General features: G+C 31.9%; 22 protein-coding genes. 3 read left to right on the top strand and 19 right to left on the bottom strand.

All coding sequences use genetic code 11. The features are described from left to right. The 6 genes from gatA to EYR00_RS05595 form a co-directional block, all read right to left on the bottom strand. Positions 1–1,449, bottom strand: a complete 1,449-nt coding sequence (gene gatA, locus EYR00_RS05620) for an Asp-tRNA(Asn)/Glu-tRNA(Gln) amidotransferase subunit GatA (protein WP_003537816.1) — start codon at positions 1,447–1,449, stop codon at positions 1–3. Continuing rightward, positions 1,449–1,739, bottom strand: coding sequence for an Asp-tRNA(Asn)/Glu-tRNA(Gln) amidotransferase subunit GatC (gene gatC / locus EYR00_RS05615; protein WP_003537815.1), 291 nt, complete (start codon positions 1,737–1,739; stop codon positions 1,449–1,451). The genes gatA and gatC overlap by 1 nt, the downstream gene beginning before the upstream one ends. Positions 1,740–1,749: 10 nt before the next feature. Further along, the gene (locus EYR00_RS05610; protein ID WP_003537814.1) at positions 1,750–2,823 is read right to left on the bottom strand and encodes a CamS family sex pheromone protein; all 1,074 of its coding nucleotides are present in this window, start codon (positions 2,821–2,823) and stop codon (positions 1,750–1,752) included. 44 nt (positions 2,824–2,867) lie between these two features. After that, positions 2,868–4,862 (bottom strand): NAD-dependent DNA ligase LigA, encoded by a 1,995-nt coding sequence (gene ligA, locus EYR00_RS05605; RefSeq protein ID WP_003537813.1) that lies wholly within the window; start codon positions 4,860–4,862, stop codon positions 2,868–2,870. Between the two features lie 78 nt (positions 4,863–4,940). Next, positions 4,941–7,085: an ATP-dependent helicase gene (locus tag EYR00_RS05600; protein ID WP_003537812.1), complete on the bottom strand. Its 2,145-nt coding sequence runs from the start codon at positions 7,083–7,085 to the stop codon at positions 4,941–4,943. Positions 7,086–7,234: 149 nt separating this feature from the next. Beyond that, complete coding sequence (locus EYR00_RS05595; RefSeq protein WP_003537811.1) at positions 7,235–8,017, bottom strand: MurR/RpiR family transcriptional regulator; 783 nt, start codon at positions 8,015–8,017, stop codon at positions 7,235–7,237. Positions 8,018–8,360: 343 nt separating this feature from the next. On the opposite strand from EYR00_RS05595, the gene EYR00_RS05590 reads away from it, so the two are divergent. Further along, positions 8,361–11,513, top strand: a complete 3,153-nt coding sequence (locus EYR00_RS05590) for a family 20 glycosylhydrolase (protein ID WP_003537810.1) — start codon at positions 8,361–8,363, stop codon at positions 11,511–11,513. Positions 11,514–11,947: 434 nt separating this feature from the next. On the opposite strand, the gene EYR00_RS05585 is transcribed toward EYR00_RS05590, so the two are convergent. The 11 genes from EYR00_RS05585 to EYR00_RS05535 all read right to left on the bottom strand — a co-directional run bounded on the left by EYR00_RS05585 (position 11,948) and on the right by EYR00_RS05535 (position 19,307). After that, positions 11,948–12,865, bottom strand: coding sequence for a dihydroorotate dehydrogenase (locus EYR00_RS05585; RefSeq protein ID WP_003537809.1), 918 nt, complete (start codon positions 12,863–12,865; stop codon positions 11,948–11,950). After that, positions 12,858–13,613, bottom strand: coding sequence for a dihydroorotate dehydrogenase electron transfer subunit (locus EYR00_RS05580; protein ID WP_003537807.1), 756 nt, complete (start codon positions 13,611–13,613; stop codon positions 12,858–12,860). Before EYR00_RS05580 ends, EYR00_RS05585 begins: the two co-directional genes overlap by 8 nt. An 8-nt stretch (positions 13,614–13,621) precedes the next feature. Beyond that, positions 13,622–14,890 carry a dihydroorotase gene (locus EYR00_RS05575; RefSeq protein ID WP_003537806.1) on the bottom strand — a complete coding sequence of 423 codons (1,269 nt, stop codon included), beginning with the start codon at positions 14,888–14,890 and terminating at the stop codon, positions 13,622–13,624. Then, positions 14,883–15,755 (bottom strand): aspartate carbamoyltransferase catalytic subunit, encoded by an 873-nt coding sequence (locus tag EYR00_RS05570; RefSeq protein ID WP_003537805.1) that lies wholly within the window; start codon positions 15,753–15,755, stop codon positions 14,883–14,885. The genes EYR00_RS05575 and EYR00_RS05570 overlap by 8 nt, the downstream gene beginning before the upstream one ends. A 147-nt stretch (positions 15,756–15,902) precedes the next feature. After that, entirely contained in the window at positions 15,903–16,391 is a 489-nt protein-coding gene (gene coaD, locus EYR00_RS05565) for a pantetheine-phosphate adenylyltransferase (protein WP_008792945.1), read from the bottom strand. Positions 16,392–16,395: 4 nt separating this feature from the next. Then, complete coding sequence (gene rsmD / locus EYR00_RS05560) at positions 16,396–16,947, bottom strand: 16S rRNA (guanine(966)-N(2))-methyltransferase RsmD (RefSeq protein WP_003537803.1); 552 nt, start codon at positions 16,945–16,947, stop codon at positions 16,396–16,398. A gap of 8 nt (positions 16,948–16,955) precedes the next feature. Next, a complete protein-coding gene (locus EYR00_RS05555; protein WP_003537802.1) occupies positions 16,956–17,303 on the bottom strand; it encodes a YlbF/YmcA family competence regulator in 348 nt (115 codons plus the stop codon). A 5-nt stretch (positions 17,304–17,308) separates the two neighbouring features. Beyond that, positions 17,309–17,491, bottom strand: coding sequence for a YlbE-like family protein (locus EYR00_RS05550; RefSeq protein ID WP_003537801.1), 183 nt, complete (start codon positions 17,489–17,491; stop codon positions 17,309–17,311). After that, on the bottom strand, positions 17,481–17,786 hold the full coding sequence (ylbD, locus tag EYR00_RS05545; RefSeq protein ID WP_003537800.1) for a spore coat protein YlbD: 306 nt from the start codon (positions 17,784–17,786) through the stop codon (positions 17,481–17,483). Before ylbD ends, EYR00_RS05550 begins: the two co-directional genes overlap by 11 nt. A gap of 32 nt (positions 17,787–17,818) precedes the next feature. Continuing rightward, a complete protein-coding gene (locus EYR00_RS05540; protein WP_003537799.1) occupies positions 17,819–19,048 on the bottom strand; it encodes an FtsW/RodA/SpoVE family cell cycle protein in 1,230 nt (409 codons plus the stop codon). Beyond that, entirely contained in the window at positions 19,041–19,307 is a 267-nt protein-coding gene (locus EYR00_RS05535; RefSeq protein WP_003537798.1) for a UPF0223 family protein, read from the bottom strand. The genes EYR00_RS05540 and EYR00_RS05535 overlap by 8 nt, the downstream gene beginning before the upstream one ends. 112 nt (positions 19,308–19,419) lie before the next feature. Between EYR00_RS05535 and EYR00_RS05530 the strand changes: the two genes are divergently transcribed. Then, complete coding sequence (locus EYR00_RS05530) at positions 19,420–19,638, top strand: hypothetical protein (protein WP_003537797.1); 219 nt, start codon at positions 19,420–19,422, stop codon at positions 19,636–19,638. 60 nt (positions 19,639–19,698) lie between these two features. Then, positions 19,699–20,268 carry a peptide deformylase gene (gene def / locus EYR00_RS05525; protein WP_003537796.1) on the top strand — a complete coding sequence of 190 codons (570 nt, stop codon included), beginning with the start codon at positions 19,699–19,701 and terminating at the stop codon, positions 20,266–20,268. Between the two features lie 59 nt (positions 20,269–20,327). On the opposite strand, the gene EYR00_RS05520 is transcribed toward def, so the two are convergent. After that, the gene (locus EYR00_RS05520) at positions 20,328–20,915 is read right to left on the bottom strand and encodes a hypothetical protein (protein WP_003537794.1); all 588 of its coding nucleotides are present in this window, start codon (positions 20,913–20,915) and stop codon (positions 20,328–20,330) included. Then, the gene (locus EYR00_RS05515; protein ID WP_003537792.1) at positions 20,899–21,507 is read right to left on the bottom strand and encodes a hypothetical protein; all 609 of its coding nucleotides are present in this window, start codon (positions 21,505–21,507) and stop codon (positions 20,899–20,901) included. Before EYR00_RS05515 ends, EYR00_RS05520 begins: the two co-directional genes overlap by 17 nt. Positions 21,508–21,517 lie beyond the last annotated feature (10 nt).

The raw sequence follows: 21,517 nt of genomic DNA, 5'->3' as shown, positions 1-21,517 counted from the left end.
CTACCCCTCTCTTGAATATTGATTTTCAAATCCTAATGCTTGTTCTAAAGCATAAGCGACATTTAATACTGTTTGTTCTTCAAATAAACGTCCCATCAGATTTATAGCAATCGGCATTCCTTCACTAAAACCAGACGGAATTGAAATACTTGGCGTCCCAGCAAAATTTCCTAAAGCTAAATGATTTTCTAAAATCAAGTATTCATCTGATAGGCGATCATCATTTGCTTCATCAAGTTTTGGGGCTACACTACCACCATTAGGAGTCAAAATAATATCATAATTATCATAAATTTTATTTAATTCTTCTACAATCAAACGACGTACTCGTTGAGCTTTTCTAAACATCCGTTCCTGATTTTCTGTAGCTAAGGCTAAATTTCCTAAAATAAAACGACGTTTAATATGAGCACCAAATCCATCAGTTCGAGAATTAATCATTACTTCGTCAGTTGATGAACCAGGTTGCCGATCACCATACTTAATTCCATCTAAGCACGAATGATTACTTGTTGCTTCACTATTAGCGATAATCGTGTAAGTTGGTAAAATTGCTTTAGCTAGATGAACTGGAATTTCTACCTCTTCGACACATGCCCCTAATTGTTTTAAGGTTGCAACTACATGGTTGAAATTATTTTTAATATCATCATTTCTAATTTCATTACTAACTGTTTTTAAAACAGCAATTTTCATATTCCTAATATCACTATTCAATTCTTTTAAATAATGTGGTACTGGCCGTGTGCTTGAAGTCATATCTCTTTCATCACGACCAGCTAATGCTTCAGTTACAATTGCCATATCACGAACATTTCGAGTAAAAGCACCTACGTGATCTAAACTTGAAGCATAAGGAATAACACCAAATCTTGAAATTCTTCCCCAAGTTGGCTTGAAACCAACTACACCACAGAATCCAGCCGGTTTACGAATTGAATCTCCGGTATCACTACCTAAGGCAAATGGAACAACCCCACTACCAACAAGTGCTGCACTGCCACCTGATGATCCTCCCGCTATCCTTGATGAATCCCACGGATTATATACAGGCCCAGTTAGAGCGGATTTGTTAGTACCACCCATTGCTAACTCATCCATACTTGATTTACCAATTAAACTAACACCTTCATTATATAATTTTTCAACAACCGCAGCATCGTAAACTGGTACATAATCCTCTAGCATTTTACTTGAAGCTGTCGTTTTAATTCCTTTAGTATTGTAATTATCTTTAAATACTCCAGGAATCCCTTTCAATATTTCTTCATCAGATATTTTAAGTTCTTTAATATTATCCATTGCTTGAGTTTTAGTGATTGTAACAAATGCATTTAAGCGATTTTGTTGAAATTCCACTTCTTTAAATAAATCATAATAATATTCATTTAAATCTATTTCTTGATTAACGATTAAATTATGCAATTCTTCAATTGAATAAACTTTCATTATCCCACCACCTTTGGTACTTTAATTTGATTATCTTGAACACTCTTAGCATTTTTTAAAACATCTTCTCGGCTTATTACATCAATCGGTTCATCATCACGTAAAAAGCATGTCTCAATTTCATAAGGATATGCTAATGGTGCCTTACCATCAGTGTCTATTTTCTCTAATACGGCAACGTGATTCATAAAAATCTCATATTCTTCTACTAACTCTGGCATTTCTGCATCAGTAATATTAAACATTGTTTTCAATCCAAGCTTTTTTAACATTTCTTCTTTATTTTCCATAAATTACCTCCTAATACAACAAGATACTCTTCGCATCTTCACCTTTATCTTTAACAATCAATGCCTCTAGTTGATCTTGTGAACTAACTAATACTTTAATATCAAAACCACTAAATTGAGTATTTAATTCATCAGCTGCAGTAGAAATCAAATAAAGCAATTCAGTATATGTTTTAATATTTACTTTTAAATTTATTTTCATTGACTGAATCTGACCATTTTTATAACGACCATAGCCAATTACACCAACTGCCTCAGTTGCAGCTTTTTTCATATTACTTTTAAAAATTTCAAATTGTGATGCTGTATCTTCATCAGCAGCAGTTGCTTCTGTACTTGTAAACATATAATTTTTGTAATCTAATGTTTCAATATTTCCCACACTGCCATCACAATAACTTTTTAAAATATAACGACCATTAATATCACTTTCGTTAGTATTAGTCGCATAATAAACACAAATATTAGCAGGAATATCTTTTAAGTCTTTTTTACTCTGTAAATATTTGTATAATTTACTAATTGCTTCACGCCCAAAATCAACAACTAACGATTCATCTAATGAGGTGTCTAAACGTTCATTTTTTTCATCACGAGGATCTAGTACGATTGCTAATGATAGACCCTTTAAGACATATTCAGATCCGTTTTTTTCATAATAATCTTGTTCATGCACTGTACTTACCATGATTGGATTTGCAACTCCGCCAATAGTAGTTCCCCGCTGTGCTTGTAAGGTATAAGGATATTTACTAGTATCCTCAGAGCGTTTTAATAATTGATTCATATCATCCGTTTTAAGATATTGCCCTTCAGACATATAATAATCATTAGTTGAGAAATGATCAGTAGATAAAATCTGTAATTCTCGTCCAATTGTTTGAAAATCCATAGTATTTCCAAAAGCAGTATAATAATCTTCTCGACTTAAATTCGTATTAAAATTAACTACTCGATAAAATGAATCATCTAAACTATCGGTAGTGGATACATCATTTGCTGTTTGATTTTCAACGGTCTCTTTAGCATCACTACAACCGCTCAGCACCAATGCTATCGCTAATAAAGCCACTATTTTTTTCATTCTAGTGTTCCTCCTTTATACAGTGCATTATAACACTATTTTAGCTACTTCACCATCTCTAGTAAAGTTTCTTCACTAATTACATTAATTCCCAAATTTTGGGCCTTGGTAAGTTTACTTCCCGCATTTTCACCAGCTAATAAGTAATCCGTTTTTTTAGACACCGAACCTGAGACTTTACCGCCATGCTTCTCAATCAATTCACTTGCGGCTTTCCTTGAAAGAGTTGGTAATGTCCCTGTTACGACAAATGTTTTGCCATCAAAACGTTCATCGCCATCTTGAGCTTCGATAATATTCATATTAACTCCATACTCTTTTAAACGTTGAACAACTGCCTGATTATCAGGATTCTTAAAGTAATTTATAATTGCCATAGCACTAATATCACCAATATCATTGACTTCAATCAACTGAGCATAACTAGCTTTCATCAAATTATCAATACTTTTAAATTTTTTCATTAAACTTTTAGCGGCAGATTTTCCCACATTACTAATCCCCAAACTCGTTAGCAATTTAATTGCATCATTATTTTTACTACCTTCAATTGCATTTAATAAATTATCTGTACTTTTAACTAAACCAATAATTTTTTTATCAAGTAATTCCTGACGTTTATCAATTAAACCATAAATATCACTTAAATCTTTTAAATAACCATGATCCACTAATGTTTCTACATAAGCAAAGCCAAAACCTTTAATATCCATAGCATCACGTCCAACAAAGTTAACAATATTTCTAACTAACTTACTTGGACAGCTATGATTCGTGCATTTTATATCCGCATTATCACCTTCACGTACAGCTGGAGCTCCACAGACTGGACAAGTATTGCCAATTACATATGGAGCACTATCAGCGGGGCGTTTTTCTTTAACGACTCCTTTAACCTTGGGAATTATCTCACCAGATTTATAAACAACGATCGTATCACCAATCCGCACATCTAGATCATCGATAAAATCCTGATTATGTAAAGTTGCTCGAGATACAGTCGTTCCACATAAACGAATTGGTTCAAAAATGGCTGTTGGAGTTATTCTTCCAGTTCTACCTACTGACAATTCGATTGCTAATAATTTTGTTTCTTTTTCTTCAGGCGGATATTTATAAGCTACTGCCCAACGAGGTACTTTAGCTGTTGCTCCGAGTTTTTGTCGATCAGCAAAACTATCGATTTTAACAACAGCACCATCAATATCATATCCAAGTTTATCACGATTTTCACCAATCGCCTCAATTGCCTCCCAAACCTCTTTAGCTGTTTTACAAATTTTATAATCTTCAATGATTTTAATTCCTTGCCGTTTTAAATATTCATATCCTTCACTGTGGCTTATAAATTCTCTGCCTTTAGCATCTTGAATATTAAAAACAAACATTGATAAATTTCTCTCTTTAGTAATTGAACTATCAAGCTGTCTTAACGTTCCAGCAGCGCAGTTGCGAGGATTCGCAAAAAGTTTCTTCCCTTTAATTTCCTGAATTTCATTAACTTTATCAAATGCTTCATTGGTCATATAGACTTCACCACGGACTTCAAGATATTCAATCGGTTCTTTTAAAGTATTTTTTACATCCTTGATTACTTTAGCATTAACAGTAACATCTTCACCTTGTAAGACACCATCACCACGAGTAACAGCAACATCAAGCTTACCATTGACATAGCGCAATGCCATTGACAACCCATCAATCTTGTATTCAACCACAAAAGTCGGATCTACCAGTTGTTCTTGCATATCCGCAACAAATGCATCTACATCTTCCTTAGAAAATACATCCTGCAATGATAACATCGGCACATTATGACGTACGAGTACACCAGCTTCACGCTTTGCACTACCACCTACTTTTTGAGTCGGTGAATCACTAGTAATATATTCAGGGTGTTTTTGTTCTAATCCTTTTAATTCCTGCATCATCATATCGTATTCATAATCAGTAATCTCTGGATTATCTTGATTGTAATAACGATCATTATGATATAAAATTGTTGCTTTTAGTTCCTTATATCTACTTAAATCATCCATTATCTCACTCCTAATTTAATCTTAACTATTATACCAAAATACGTATAACTATAAAACAAAAAATGTGCGTTTAGCACATTAATTTGTTAGTTTCTTTAATGCTTTGTGATTTGCCATCAAAGTCTTTAAACCAGCAGGCAATTCAAAAGCTATATCTAAAGTATTACCATTGACTTTAACAACAACACCTTTACCAAAAGTATCATGTAAAACAAAGTCCCCATTTGACCAGTCAGTCACTTCATTATTCCCTACTAATTCTTCTTTAGTTGGAGCTGTATTAATAAAGTTTGCTGTTTTAAATCGTGGCTTTGTTCCTACATGCTTAATCCCCTCACTCCCGATTTCATCAATAAAGCGACTTGAAATTTTAGGAGAATCTGTTACAAAACTAAAGCCTTCACTATCTGTCAAAAACAATTGTTTTCTTGCTCGAGTAAAAGCAACATAAGCCAAACGCCGCTCTTCCTCTAATCCTTCATCTGATTCGCTTAATGCTCTGAAACTTGGGAAAATCCCTTCCGATAAACCTAAAACAAAAACGTAATCAAACTCTAGACCTTTAGCCATATGAATTGACATCAGACTGACATATTGTCCATCATCCAAATTATCATTATCTGTATATAATGAAATTTCTTGTAAATAATTTTCAATTGTTGCAATATCAGGATTTTGATTTTGAAATTCATAAATTGACCGTTGTAACTCATGAATATTATCAATTCGATTATCTTCTAAATCCTTTTTCAACATATCAATATATCCAACATCGTTCATCAAATTTTCAAACATTTCATGAAGCGGCAGACTTGACTGTTTTGCTGTTTCAACAGCTTTAACCAATGTGATTATTTCTTTTTTGGCTTTTGATGACAGCTTAATTTGATCACTAAATAGTGTCAACGCCTCATACAAACTAACCTGATTATTCAAAGCTACTAATTGAATATTTTCTAATGTTTTTTTTCCAATTCCCCGAGCAGGAACATTGATAATTCGTTCGAATGCAAGATCTTCATCATTACATACTAACTGCAGATAGCTCAATGCATCTTTAACCTCTTTTCGACTAAAGAATTTCAAACCACCAAAAATCCGGTAATCTATTCCATGACTAATCATACTTTGTTCAATTGTTCGAGATAAATAATTAGCACGATATAAAATTGCAAAATCGCGATAATTGACTCCGTCAACTTCACTAATTATTTTTTCAATCTGGCTACAAATATAATCTGCTTCTTCCTGTTCACTCTTTCCCATATAATGAATAACTTCACTACCACCAGTAGCCTCAGTATAAAGGTCTTTTTCTAATCGATTTCGATTTTTACGAATTAAGCTATTGGAAATATTTAAAATGTTTCCCGTAGAGCGATAATTTTGGTCTAAAATCACTGTTTTACAAGGTTTGAAATCTTTATCAAAATCAAGAATATAATTAACATTAGCCCCTCTAAATGAATAGATGGTTTGATCAGGATCGCCTACAACACAAGTAATTGCATCTTGTGACATCAATTTAACTAAACGATATTCAATATTGCCAACATCTTGAAATTCATCAACATGGATGTATTGAAATTTATGCTGCCATTTTTCTAATACATCTGGATAATTTTCAAAAATATATACTGCTTTTAATAAAAGATCATCAAAATCAAGCATAAAATGATTTTCTTGATATTCAAGATATTCTTTATATACTTTAGCTTTCTTTATTTCACCTTGAAACTGACCTGCTAATTCCATTGCTCGTTCAGGATCAATATTAGCCATTTTATAATTTGAAATGGATGCAATCATACTTTTAATACTGATTGTTTTTGCATCAATATCTAAATTATTATAAATTTTTTTAATTAATGCTTTTTGATCTTCTTCATCCATAATCATAAAATTACTTGGATAATTAATCACATTAATATGTCGTCTTAATATTCGGACACATAATGAATGAATTGTGCAAACTAACGAACCTAATGCATGAGGTCCTAATAATGATGTAATTCGTTCTTTCATCTCGTTTGCCGCTTTATTAGTAAAAGTAATAGCTAGAATTTTTCGCGGGTCAACACCGATTTCATCAATCAAATAAGCAATTCGATACGTTACCACCCGTGTTTTTCCAGATCCTGCTCCAGCAATTATTCTCAAATGACTATCAAGATATGTTGCTGCTTCTTTTTGATTTTTATTTAATAATTCATCTAATTCCATCTAATCACCACCACCGATATATTATATATGATATTAAATATAAAAGATATATAAAATATTATTTCTCTCAAGATATTTTTTCTTTAACACCTAAAAATATCCTTTAAAAATAAAGTACAGTTATTTGTCCAAATAACTGTACTTCTACTTTAATTATTTACTATGTACTTATGATAATAACGATTTAACAAACAATCAATAAAGAACAATAACTTATATTTTCCAATACTTTCACTATCATGCCCACCTAATCCAATTACTTGTGTAAATTGTTCTGAAAATTTAATATGAACATTTTGAGTTATCAGAACATTTTTAGCTAATGAAATAATTGCTGGAATAGTGATTGCTTTTTCCATTAATAATGTCCCTTCTAATGATAAAAAAATACAGAGATCATCTCGACGGATTTGCTTAGCAACCTCCATTTGATGCTCTTTACGAGGATAAAATTCAATAAACTTACCCGTTGTTAAAATTGCACGTTGCATAATGCAGGCAAGATCGCCAGGAATATGAGTTGCAAAAATAAAAATTCTTTTAGCATTATGAATATACTCACACAACTGTTCAATTTCTTGATCAATTGATGTTTCTTGCATTCTTACTAAACTTTCAGAAATTGCTTGGGCATAGTCAACACAATTAATTTTTTTAGTCGCTCGAGTATCTATGATCATTTCATCTGTTTCTTCTTGAATCCCAATACAGTCAGCTTTAAAATCATTAAAATTTGCATAACCTAAATACTGCGAAAAACGACTAATACTTGATTGTGATGTATAACAAATATCAGCAAAATCTTGCAATGAAGTCCGTTTTTTTATTTTATCAATATTTTTTAAAATGCATCTAGCGATATTTATATTTGTATCATCGCTATCTGGTGATGTGTTTACAATATTTTGCAGTTTATAAATAAAACCAGCCATTGTCTGTTATCGAGGAATCTCCTCGATATCCTCCTTTCCCGTACTACTTCAAAATTCTTTGGCTTTTATTGTTCCCCTCTTATTCATAAAACTATAACAGCACTAACCCATGCCATTATTATAACACTACTTTTCAAGAAGTGAAAAGATATTCTATTTTTGAAAATCTATTCAAAAATTAAAAATCATTTGCAATTTTCTATATTGTAACATTTCCTCATGCCCTTTACAATTTAGTTAGATACAGAAATGTATAGACAAATCATCATATTAATCAGGAGGTGTTATCGCAAATAACTGCTATATTTTATTTATTATCATATCATGAAAGGGAAAGAGATATATGAAAAAGAAAAAGAGATTATTACCGATTGTCATGGCCTCACTTATGGCTATGTCGATCAACGTCGGTCCACTTAAAGCTGCCGATGCTCCACTAATTACTAATCCGTCTTTTGAACACGAAATTGATAAAAATGAAGTTCAACTCTACAAAGCTGTCAGAACTGACGAAAAAGCTTTTGACGGAAAATACTCTATCAAAGTTGGGAATCCTAAACCTGAAAATCCTTCTGAAGTTCCTATCTGGCGTTATAATTATGGTAAAGGTAGTGTTAATGTTATTTTCCATAACGTTGAGCCTAACACTACATACAAGATTACTACCCATTACTGGAATGAATCCGGAGTAAAGATGTCTACCGGAGTTCTTGATATTGAAGGTAAGCATACTACGTCTCCTTGGCAGCTTGCTTCTAATATCCAAACTAACCAAAAGGTCAGCACTGAGTGGCAGACTAATGAACATACTATCACTACTGGTCCTAGAACTAATGAAATTTACGGTTTTGCCTATATGGAATGGACTGGTAATGACTTAGGTTCTGGAGTTTTCTATATCGATGATTTCAAAATTGAAAAAGTAGAAAACAAAACAGTTGAAGAGAAAGCTTCTATCAACTATGATGCAGACTTCTCTGAATTCCCAGAAACTGTCCCAGCTGTTCAGAATTTTGAAAAAAATGGAAATGAAATTTATAAATTAAATACAGCTAAGCAAGTTTTTTCAACTGATGAATTCAGTAAAGCTAAGACCCAATATCTAGCCGACAGTATGGTTAAAAAAGGGCTGATCAAAGACTATACGATCAAAACTGTTACTGATGCCTCACAAGGTGAAGGTATTGTTTTAGTTAAACAGCCAATCACTTTTGAACTTCCTGCAGCTGTAACAGCAAGCAAAATCGATGCCTATCAAATCGATATCGATCAAGACAAAACTGTCATCCATTCTGACTACATTCAAGGTATTCAAAATGGTGCAATGACTATATTGCAGGCCTTCGCTCAAAGAAAAAGCCTTCCTGCTGGTTCTGTTCAAGATTACAGTGATCAAGTTGTTCGTGGGCTTCAGGTCGACTCTGGAAGAAGATACTATTCAATTCAATGGTTAAAAGATCAGATTGAACAAATGGCATATTACAAACAGAATATCTTACAGCTGAGACTTAAAGACAACGAGGGTATTCGTTATGATTCGAAAATTGCTGCTGATTTTGTTGACCGTAAAGGTGGATTTTGGACTCAGGAAGAAGTTGATGAATTAGTCAGCTATGCAGCTAAATTCAATATCGAAGTTATTCCTGAAATCGACTTCCCAGGTCACGCTGAACAAGAAGCAAATTTCCATAGCGGATGGTGCATTCCTGGTTCAACCAAAGCATTAGACTTTTCTAAACAGGAAGTTCGTGAATATATGATCTCTGTTTATAAAGAAGCAGCAGATTTCTTCCATGCTAAAACGATTCATATCGGTGGTGATGAATATTTCCAAAGTGGTTATACAACTGCCGGTAAAACAGTTTTACAGGAATGGGCACGTCAAGTGACAGGAAATGAAGCTGCGACAGACCATGATGCTATCAAACTTTTCTTCAATGAAGCGGGAGACGAACTAATCAAACAAAACTTAAAAGTACTAGTATGGAATGACAACATCTTTGATTTAGGAGGAATAGTACCATTAGACAGCCGTCTAATTGTTGATTTCTGGGCTGGAGGAATGTACGGATCAATCAAAGCCAGTACTACAGCTAATGCTGGATATACAATCATGTCAAGTTCTTCATCAAACTATCATGATTTATGGCCACAACAAGGACAGAGCAAACTAGACCGTCCATTACCAAAACGGACATATGAAGAATTTACAAGATATCATTATTCAAAATCATCATATCATTATGGAAATGATGAAGTATTAACAGAAAATCTTGACAAGTCATTAGGACAAGTATTCCCAATTTGGGATGATGCCCACGGGTATGTACCAGAATATATTTTGACTAGGACACTATTCCCACGTTATGCTGGATTTGCATTAAAAACATGGGGAGCAGAATATCAAAAGGAAATGGATTACGAAAGCTTTGAAAGACTGATGTATACACTTGGATCACCACGTGATGATTTATTTACACAATCAAAAATCAACTACAACAAGACTGATCTAGATCTAGTAATAAATAAAATCGAAACCGCTCTGGCTGACAAAACTACAACAAATACTGCAGTTCAAGAAAATATTGATAATTTAAATGCTATGATCAGTGATGTTAAAGCAAACCCTGCTAATTATCAAAAAGATAGTTTCTACACAGATATTATCAATGATTTGATTTATAATTACGAAAATGTTGAGTACGTAGTAGTTAAAAAGAATCTTTTAAATATTGCAATTGAGGAAGCACTTAAAGTTACTGAAGCAGAATTAAATACTATTGTTCCTGCTGTAGTTACAGAATTTAAAGCCGCTCTAGCAGAAGCTCAACAGATCAATGGAACTTCTTTAGCTACGCAAGAAGAAGTAAATGCATCGTTTGACCGTTTAAGTGACGTAATGCAAAAATTATCTTTCAAAAAAGGTGATAAAACTAATTTAGAAAATTTAATTAAAAAAATTGCTAAACTAAATGCTGAAGATTATCTAACAAGCACTTGGAATGCAATGTTACCTGTTTTAGATGAAGCTAAAGTTGTTGTTAATAATCAAAATGCTTTAGAACCAGAAGTTCAAGAAGCGCACGATAAATTAGTAAGAGCCTTCTTACAGCTAAGACTAAAACCAAATAAAGATGCCCTTAACGAATTAATTAATAAAGCTGAATCATTGAATAGTGCAGAATACACTAGTGAAAGCTGGGCAGCATTAGCTAATATTCTTATTGATGTAAAAGCTGTTGCAGCCAATGAAGTTGCCACTGTTACCGAAATTGAAACCGCATATGACAACTTACAAAATGCCATCAATAATTTAGTTAAAGTTACTCCAGCAGAGCCAACTACACCTAACACTCCAGATGCTAATAAAAAAGACGATGTTAAACAAGGTAACGTCAAAACTAGTGATAATACAAATATCGCTCTATACACTTCATTATTTATTATGGGTGCGTTAGTATTACCATTAGTATTAAAAAAGAAAAGACATAACTAAAACACTCAAAAAATCTCACTATGTTTAGTGAGGTTTTTTCTATGTTCAATACTTGGCTCATTTTTCAAATATTGAATATAATTTATCATCTTGTAAACCTCAATAATAGGCTATACAATTTAATTAAGTGCAAGCATATATAAACAAACCATTATATTAATCAGAAAATATTATTTAAATAATCTTAATGATTTGATTTATAATTATGAAAACGTTGACCCTAATAACTATATTCATACTAAAAATGAAACTTCTACTATAAAACCATTTGATTTGGAATAAATAACTGCTAAAATTAGAGATAGCAATAATTTATTATATTTAAATTTACTAAAAACTGCCTTATTTAGTTTAGTAATACTCGATAAAAAAGAAAAACGATACAATAAATAAAAATACTAGAGTTTGTATTAAAATAAACTCTAGTATTTTTATTAAAATTTATGTGAACGTCCAACTAAATCATTTATATCATTAATACCAATTTGTTCTAATAATGGTTCTAAATCATTAATAATTTTTTCACATACATATGGATCAATTAAATTCTGACAACCAATTGCAACAGCACTTGCACCAGCCGACATCATTTCGATAACATCACGGGCATTTTGAATCCCGCCCATACCAATTACTGGTATCTTTACTGCTTGACTTACTTGATAAACCATTCTTAGAGCAACCGGGAAAATTGCGGGTCCCGAATATCCTCCCGTCTTATTAGCAATAATTGGTTTTCCTGTTTTAAAATCAAAGCGCATCCCTACTAAAGTATTAATCATCGTTATACCATCAGCCCCAGCCGCTTCAACTGCTTTAGCCATTGCTACAATATCAGTAACATTTGGTGATAATTTAACATAAACTGGAACTTTAGAAACTTCCTTAACTCGACGTGTTAAATCAGCTGCCATTTCTGGATTAGTTCCAAATTGAATTCCACCACTATGGACATTCGGGCATGAAATATTCAATTCTAAGGCTCCTACCATGTCATGAGTAGAAATCCTTTTAGCAGTTTCGACATAATCATCAGGTGCACTACCACCAATATTAGCAATTACTTTATCATTATATAGCGGTCTTAGTTTTTCTAATTCCTCAGCCATAACAGCATCAACACCAGGATTTTGCAAACCAATTGCATTTAACAAACCACTTGGTCCTTCAGCAATTCGAGGTAGAGGGTTCCCATAGCGAGGTTCTAACGTAGTTCCTTTAAGCATCATTGAACCAAGAATATTGATATCATAAAACTTTGCGAACTCATATCCAAACCCAAATGTTCCACTCGCTGGAATAATGGGATTTTTCATTTCTAAACCAGGTAAAGATACTTTTAAATTAGCCATTTACAATCACCTCGTTACTTTCTAAGATTGGTCCTTCAACGCAGATTCTTTTATATGGTCTAGTTTTAACTTTGCAAGAGCATCCCATGCAGGCACCAAAGCCACATCCCATCCGAGCTTCAAATGATAATTGCCCATTTTCTGGATAATTAAGTGCTAAAGCATCTAGCATTGGTTCTGGTCCACAAGTATAATAATTATCAAAAGTCAAACCTTCATTTTTAATTACATCAACAACCGTTCCTTTTGTTCCGGTGCTGCCATCCATTGTTGCGACAAAAACATTAGAAAATTCAGCAAATTTTTCTTGATAAAAAACATCTTTTGCACTGCCAAAACCTAGTACTGTCGTTATCTCTATTCCTTTGGCTGCAAGCTTTTTACCTAAATTATATAGGGGTGGTGTTCCTAATCCACCACCAATCAATAAAGCTTTACCATCCTTAATGGTAAATCCATTACCTAACCCAATCAAACAATCTAAATAGCTGCCGATTTCTTTATTTTTTAAGATTTTAGTTCCTTCTCCAACTACTTTAAAAACAATCACAATATGACTATCATCATAATCACTGATTGACATCGGTCTTCTTAAATAAGGTTGTAAACTATCATTGATTTTAATATTGATAAATTGGCCCGGAGCACTGATATATTTAGCTCCTTCACCTTCTAAAATCATTTCATATACATCATCTGCAATATTTTTAATGCTTGTAATCTTCATCATCCCATGTAAGTTTGCCATAATGCCTCCTATATTTTTGTAACTTTACCATCTAAAACATGATACTTTAATGCTCCAAAACACTTAGTTTCAAGAAATGGTGTATTAATTGATTTTGATTTAATACTTTCTTTTGTAATTACATATTCTTCTTCTAAATCAAAAACAGCAAGATTTGCCTTTAACCCAACTTCTAGATCATGCTCGATTCCAATTACCTTTGCTGGATTTATAGACATACATGTCAAAACTTTTTCTAAAGAAATAAGTCCTTTTTTAACTAAATATGTATACATTAAGCTAAATGCATGTTGATTCCCAATAATTCCAAATGGAGCTTTGTCGATTGGTTTATTTTTTTCTTCAATCGCATGTGGTGCATGATCAGTAGAAATTACAGTTACACCCCCATTATTGATTCCTTGAATCAATGCCGCTAAATCTTCTTTACTTCGAAGCGGTGGATTCATTTTATAATTGGGATTCATATCCTTAATATTATCATCAGTTAAAATTAAATGGTGTGGACATGCTTCACCGCTAACTAATGGATTTGTTTTCCGAGCTTCGGTTAATGCCGCTACTGTTTCTTTAGTTGATATATGACAAATATGATAACGATTTCCGATTTCACTTGCCAACTTTAAATCACGAACAGCATGATTAAATTCAGATGCATTATTTATTCCAACTAAATTATGTTCTTTTGCATAATTACCATCGTTGATACAAGCACCTGGCTGTAATTCAGCTTCGTCTTCACAATGAGCTACAATAATACTATTATTCGCTTTTGCAGCTTTCATTGCCGTTTCCATCATCATAGATGATTGAACTCCACGACCATCATCTGAAAAACCAACTACAATTTCTTCTTTACTATTAGCATCAAAATCTACTAGTTCTTGACCTCTTAATTCAGTCGTAATTGCACTATATGTATAAGTATGTACCTTCGCATCTTTTGCTACCCGCAAAGCAAAATCTTTAATTGTGGCTACATCATCCATACATGGGATTGTATTAGCCATTGCAACTAGATGAGTATAACCACCGTATTTAGCAGAATTAGTCCCGGTTGCAATAGTTTCTTTGTGTTCAAATCCAGGCTCTCTTAAATGAACATGAATATCAACAAATCCAGGTGTTAATAAGTTACCTTTTAAATCAATAATCTCATCAGCATCCGTTAATTCTTGAGCGATTGCTGCAATACGATCATTTTCAATCAAAACATCTAATTTTTGGAGTTTATTATGATAAAATACATTACCATTTTTGAATAATATTTTAGTCATTTGTTAACACCCGATTTAATAATGCCATTCTTACAAATACACCATTTTCCATTTGTCTAAAAATACGGCTTTGTGCACATTCAACAATTTCATCAGCTATTTCAACATTACGGTTAAATGGTGCTGGATGCATTATAATCGCCCCTTCTTTCATTTTATCAACACGTTTTTGATTCAAGCCAAACATCTGATGATATTCATCAGTCGTTAATCGCATCAAATCATGATGACGTTCATGTTGTACTCGTAATAACATCACAATGTCAACTTCTGGTAAAATTTTGTCAAAATCAACATAGTTATATCCAGCTTCTTCAAATTCACGTGGTCCACTAGTATATACTTCCATTCCTAAACGCTGCATTATCTCATAATTACTATGAGCGACTCGAGAGTGAACGATATCCCCAACGATTACAATCTTCAACCCTTCAAAATGACCGAATTCTTCACGAATTGTCATTAAATCTAAAAGAGATTGACTTGGATGATTCCCAGTTCCATCACCACCACTGACAACAGGAATCTTAATTCTTTCAATTAAATCCTCATAATAGTTTTCCTTGGGATGGCGAATTACGACAGCATCACACCCAATTGATTCAAAAAACTTAACCGTATCATATAAAGTTTCTCCTTTTTGAACGCTTGAATTTGCTGCTTCAAAATTTTGAGTTCGACAACCTAAATTATAAGCAGCTTTATCGAAACTATAATGCGTTCTTGTTGATGGTTCAAAAAATAAGTTTGCAACTACTTTTTGTCCTTTGAAATCAACTTTTTTACCGTTTTTAAACTCTTCAGCTTCATCCAAAATCTGATTAATTTCTTCTGTTGAAAAATCTTTTAATGTAAATATGTTCATAATCTTCCTCCATAAAAAATACCTCTAACGAGGTATAATTGGGAAATAATATTAATTATACCCAGTTGACATAGTTTTTTTTCTTTTTACATCATAACAAAAATAGGTTATTTTGACAATTATTTTACCATATAAAAAGGGAAATATTTATTCCCCTTGATATTTCTTTCGTAAAGCTGATTCAACACATGGTGGTACTAGCCCTGCAACACTGCGGTTATGGCTCACCATTTCTTTAACTGCCGAAGAAGATATAAATGAATGTGATGGTTTTGTCATTAAAAAGACCATATCTACTTCTTTATCTAAATATTGATTAGAAAAAGCAAGTTGTAATTCGTATTCAAAATCCATAGTTGCTCTAATTCCTCGAACAATAATTCGAGAACCAACATCTTTAGCATATTCAACTGATAATTTATCAGAAGAATCAATGATCACATTATCAAACTGTTGACATGCCGCCTTTAATAATTCTTTTCTTTCATCAATTGAAAAGAGTCCTTGTTTATTAGGATTAATACAAATCGTTACATATAAAGTATCAAACATTCTGCTTGCTCGTTCAATAATATCTAAATGTCCATTTGTTACAGGATCAAATGTTCCTGCATAAACCGCAATATTTTTCTTCATCGTCCTATCCTGCCATAAATTTAAATACATTTAAAGCTGTAATGCCATAATCATTTTTTTTGATCAAATCTAATTCTTTAAATGGTTTAAATTCTACTTCCTTTAACTCTTCTACTACTATCATACATTCATCATTTAACATTTCATTTACAATTAGAAATTCTAATATATCATCTACTAATCCTTTTCCATAAGGAGGATCTAATAAAATTAAATCAAATTTAAGTTTTTCATTAGCAAATCGTTTTAATGCTTTACGATAATCTAATTTATATACATGAGCATTAGCTAATTTCAACATTGTAAAATTTTCTTTAATTACTTGAAATGCTGCATACTGGTTATCAACACTATACAAATGTTCATACCCTCTTGATAATGCTTCAATACCTAGACCACCACTACCAGCAAATAAATCCAGTACTGCTCCACCATCAAAGTATGGTCCAATGATATTAAACAGATTTTCTTTATTACGATCTGTTGTCGGTCTTGTCAAATTTGATTTAACACTTTTTAACTGTCTACTTTTATACTTACCTGCAATTACTCTCATAAGCCCTCTTATAATTGATATGGTGATAAATCTAACTCATTAGAAATACCCCCAAATACTACTTTAGTTATTTCATCTAAAAAATCATTTAAACGATGATACTTACAATAATAATCTAAAATATCTTCATTACTTGCAATTTTCTTCTTTAAATCACGAATTTCATCTTTAATCTCCTGATTATCAATATATTGATTATATTTCTTTAATTCATCATATTGATTCAGTTTATTTTGATATTCATGCAATAATGAATCAATCTCCTGATTATGAAGTTTCTTTTCAGCTTCAACATAATCAATATATCGCTGATCCAGTTTTATTTCTGTAATTAATTTATCTAATATCTCTTCCATCTTACCTACATCATCATTTCTACCATATTAATTAACATGGATACTTGATCAATCTTGTCAATAAATTGTTGATTTTTACCATCTTTATATTCTTGAATTAAATGCTCGTATTCTTGAGGATACCGAGATAAAACTATATACCAATTAGGATGATAACGAAGATAATATCTAATTTCTTCATTCATCATACCATTTTCTTTCCTTAGCAGGCTCTTTTTTATCTAAAAAAGTACTAGCAACATTTAAAACTTTTTCAATTGAACCTAAACTACTCGATAAAGCATTTAAATCAATATTCTTAATTACTTCTAGTAACATATTTAAATCAAAACCACTATTACCTGTTTTATATGGTAACCAAAATTTATCATCTTTACCATACATAACAAAAATTTCATATAACTGTTGCCAAGTATAACGTCCATTAAGAACATCTTGTTTTATACTAGGGATTGTTTTTAAGAACTCTTTAAATTCATCCATAAGATCACCTAATATATTATATGTATATTAGCCTAATCGGTGTCAAATTTTTGACGATTATGTTTTGCAATTATTGCTTGTGCGACACCAACTGCTACAAATGCAGTAACTGATGAAGATCCACCAGCAGAAATTAACAGTAATGGTACTCCGGTCATAGGAATTAATCCAGATATTCCACCAAGGTTAATCAATAAATGTAAAAAGAAATATGAAGCAATTCCCAACAAAATAATCCGTGATTTATTTTCTTTAATTTCTTGTGAATATTTTAATAACTTAAAAATAATGATACATGTTGGAATAATTATTAAGCCTAAACCAATGATACCTAATTCTTCATATATAATAGCACCAATAAAATCGTTTTGTGACTCTGGAATATATCCAAATTTTTGGGTTGAATTTCCTAAACCAACACCAAAAAGACCACCATTATTAAAAGCAATTAAAGCATTTGATAATTGCATACTTGTATCATAAGGATCACTTAATGGTGCTAACCATGTAGAAATTCTCCCTAATTGGTAACCTTTTAATACTGAAGTCCCAATAATTAAAAACAATACTCCACAAACCCCAATGAACACCCATACGATTCGCTTGTATTTCTTAAAGTATTGACGCGGTGTCCCAATAAAACAAACAAAACAAATAGTTACTAAAATAACAGTTGTTCCAAAATCTTTTTGCACAAAGATCCCAACTCCAGCAGCAATTGCTACTAACATCATTGGCAGGAAAACACATTTTAAAAACTTTTCTTTATAAAAAGCAGATTTCAGCTGTTGTGTTTTAAATCTACCTTTTACTACAAAGGCTTTATCACTTTCAGTTAAAAAATAACTCATTATCAGTATCATTGCAACTTTCATGAACTCAGCTGGCTGAATACTAAATAAAGAACCAAATTTAATCCATGCATGAGAGCCTTTAGTACTACCAAAAAATATACAGATTATCATTAAAAAGATTCCTAATAAGTATAATTTCATCGATGCACTATAAGTAATATACCGAGTTTTAAATACTCTGGCAATAAAAATCATTACCCCAGCCCCAGCAATTACATAAACACTTTGAGTAATCATATTTTTTAAAGCATAAGTAACCCCATGAGAAGTCACACTTCCAACTGATGCTGAACCAATCATAATTATTCCAAAAATTGCCAAAACAAAAACACTAGCATAAATACCTTTATCGACCCCACGACTTTTAAATAATCGCTTAATCTTTTCTATTCCTGCCAATTTATTCACCTACTCGAATAAAATCATTATTTTTGGCTGCTTTAACAACTTGATATATAGAATAATGAGAAATTTCGTAAAATTGTTTGTCCAATTGCTTTTCTTCACTTTTACTATCAACAATTGCTTTAAACTTACGATATGCCTGCATAAATTCTTCTTTGCTAATACCTTCTTCATAAGCTTTTTCAACAGCATTATATAATGCCATTACATCAATTATTTCTTCTGTTGACCATCTATAGTCTAACGGATAATTGTAATCCATACTAACACACTCCTTAATTGCTTTATATTATAACTTAAAATTTATCGATTATCTACAATAACCCAAACAAAAGATAAATATTAGAATAGGATATACTAAAGGAGGCGATAATATGAACTGCGGATTTAACTATTCTGGATGTGGATGTAATTCATACAATCCTTTTATCACTAATCCATTTGGATGTGGTGGATGCAACAGCTGTAACATTTCAAGCAATGGATGCGGTTGTGGTTGCGGTGGTTTCGGTTCTTCAAACTGGTTTGCCATTGTCTTAGTTGTATTCTTATTATTAATCATTTGTGGAAATTCAAGAATTAGAGTCGGATAAAGTCTTTATTTCACCTCATTTTATGATATAATACTATCAGAATTAAAATGAGGTGAACCTATGATAACAATGAAAGATATAATTGATGACCATAATGAAAAGATTCGTGAGGTCTCAAAAGAAGTAGCATTACCAATCACAAATGAAGAACGCGAACTTTTATTACAAATGCATGAGTTTCTTGTTAACTCTCAAGACCCTGAAACTTCTGAAAAATATGATTTACGCCCAGCTGTAGGAATTGCGGCTATTCAATTAGGAATTCCTAAACGAATGACTGCTATTCATGTTTTAGATTTTGATGAAGATGGAAATGTTATTGGGGCTGATGACTATGCTTTAGTTAACCCAAAAATCATTTCACATACCGAAAAACAATCTTATTTAAAAGATGGTGAAGGATGTTTATCTGTTAATGATGAAGTTCAAGGATATGTACCACGCTACGCTAAGGTGACCGTTAAAGGATATGATGTTTTGACTGATCAAGAAGTGAAAATTGTTGCTCGAGGATTCTTATCAATTTGTTTACAACATGAACTAGATCACTTCGAGGGAACTTTGTTCTATGACCGTATCAACAAAGAAAATCCTTTAGCACCTATTCCTAATGCTATGGTTATTGATTAAAAAAACGACTATTTGTAGTGTCTTCAAAAAGTTACTCTAACTTTAAGAAGTGCTGCAGATCAAGTCGTTTTTTTCTTATAAAAATTTATTACCAAGCCTAATAACAACATTAATACGATTGTAACCATTAAATTATTAATCGTATAAGGGTGATAATGTAACCTAATTCCTCTAACATCTACCAAGAAATCATATACAATTTTTAATACAACATCTTTAAAAATAAATACTACCATCAAACAATTATAGGCCTTAAAAACTCGATTTAAAATTAAATTATACTCTTCTTTACTATCTTTCTTTATTAATAAATGTTCTAGATTATTGATAAACAAAAAAGTACTAAAAATTAAAACCACTGTTAATAAAATATCACTGCTTAATAATGCATAATCGTAAATATTGTATTTTAGATGATGCAGATAAGCCTGATAAAAGCTCATTAATAAATGGGCAACTTTATCTACTAATAAATAAAGATCAAAACAAATTATCAAGTGTCCTAAAAAAACAATATTATTAAACTTGTTTTGACATTTGGGTTGGTACCACAAATAAAGTAATGATAGCAAACAAATCAAGGCAATAATACCTATTATTATTTCGAGATAACTAACTAGATCATAACTTTTATTTTGCCATAACATCTTCAGCATCTCGATTCCAATAACTTATTCCTAGTATATTGATAAAGATTGTAACAACAATAATTGCAACCTCCGGTAATCCCAAGTATGGCAAAGCATAAAGAAATATATCATTAGAGCTGCTAGTTTGATTATTTAATCCAAATAATTCCAATACTCTAGCTAGTTTAACAATCAGCGGAACGATTACAGTTCTAATAATAATTAAGATAGCTATAATATCGGCATTAATAGCTAATTTACGAATTGCATCACGACTACTATTTTTAATAAAATCTAAAATATTTTTCACCAAAAAAATCATTAAAATCATAATAATTAAACTAATCAGATCATAACCTATCTTAATCATCCATTCAAAATTGCTCTCAATATTAAAACTAGCATTATTAAACCAATAAACCATCAGCTCATTACGAATGGTTCCTAACATTAAACCCGCGGTACTAATAATAAATAAGAACGCAAAGAAACGGCGCCATTTTATAAGACGACGTCGCATTGAAAATAGTCCATTTAAACAGACTACATAGATAAAAAGCAGCAGGATCATAACTATATTATTAATATGCATGGCTAAAAAACTCTGCATTTAATCACCT

The sequence above is a fragment of the Thomasclavelia ramosa DSM 1402 genome (genome assembly GCF_014131695.1).
Lineage (GTDB): Bacteria > Bacillota_I > Bacilli_A > Erysipelotrichales > Coprobacillaceae > Thomasclavelia > Thomasclavelia ramosa.
This window is presented reverse-complemented; position numbering and strand designations above follow the sequence as displayed.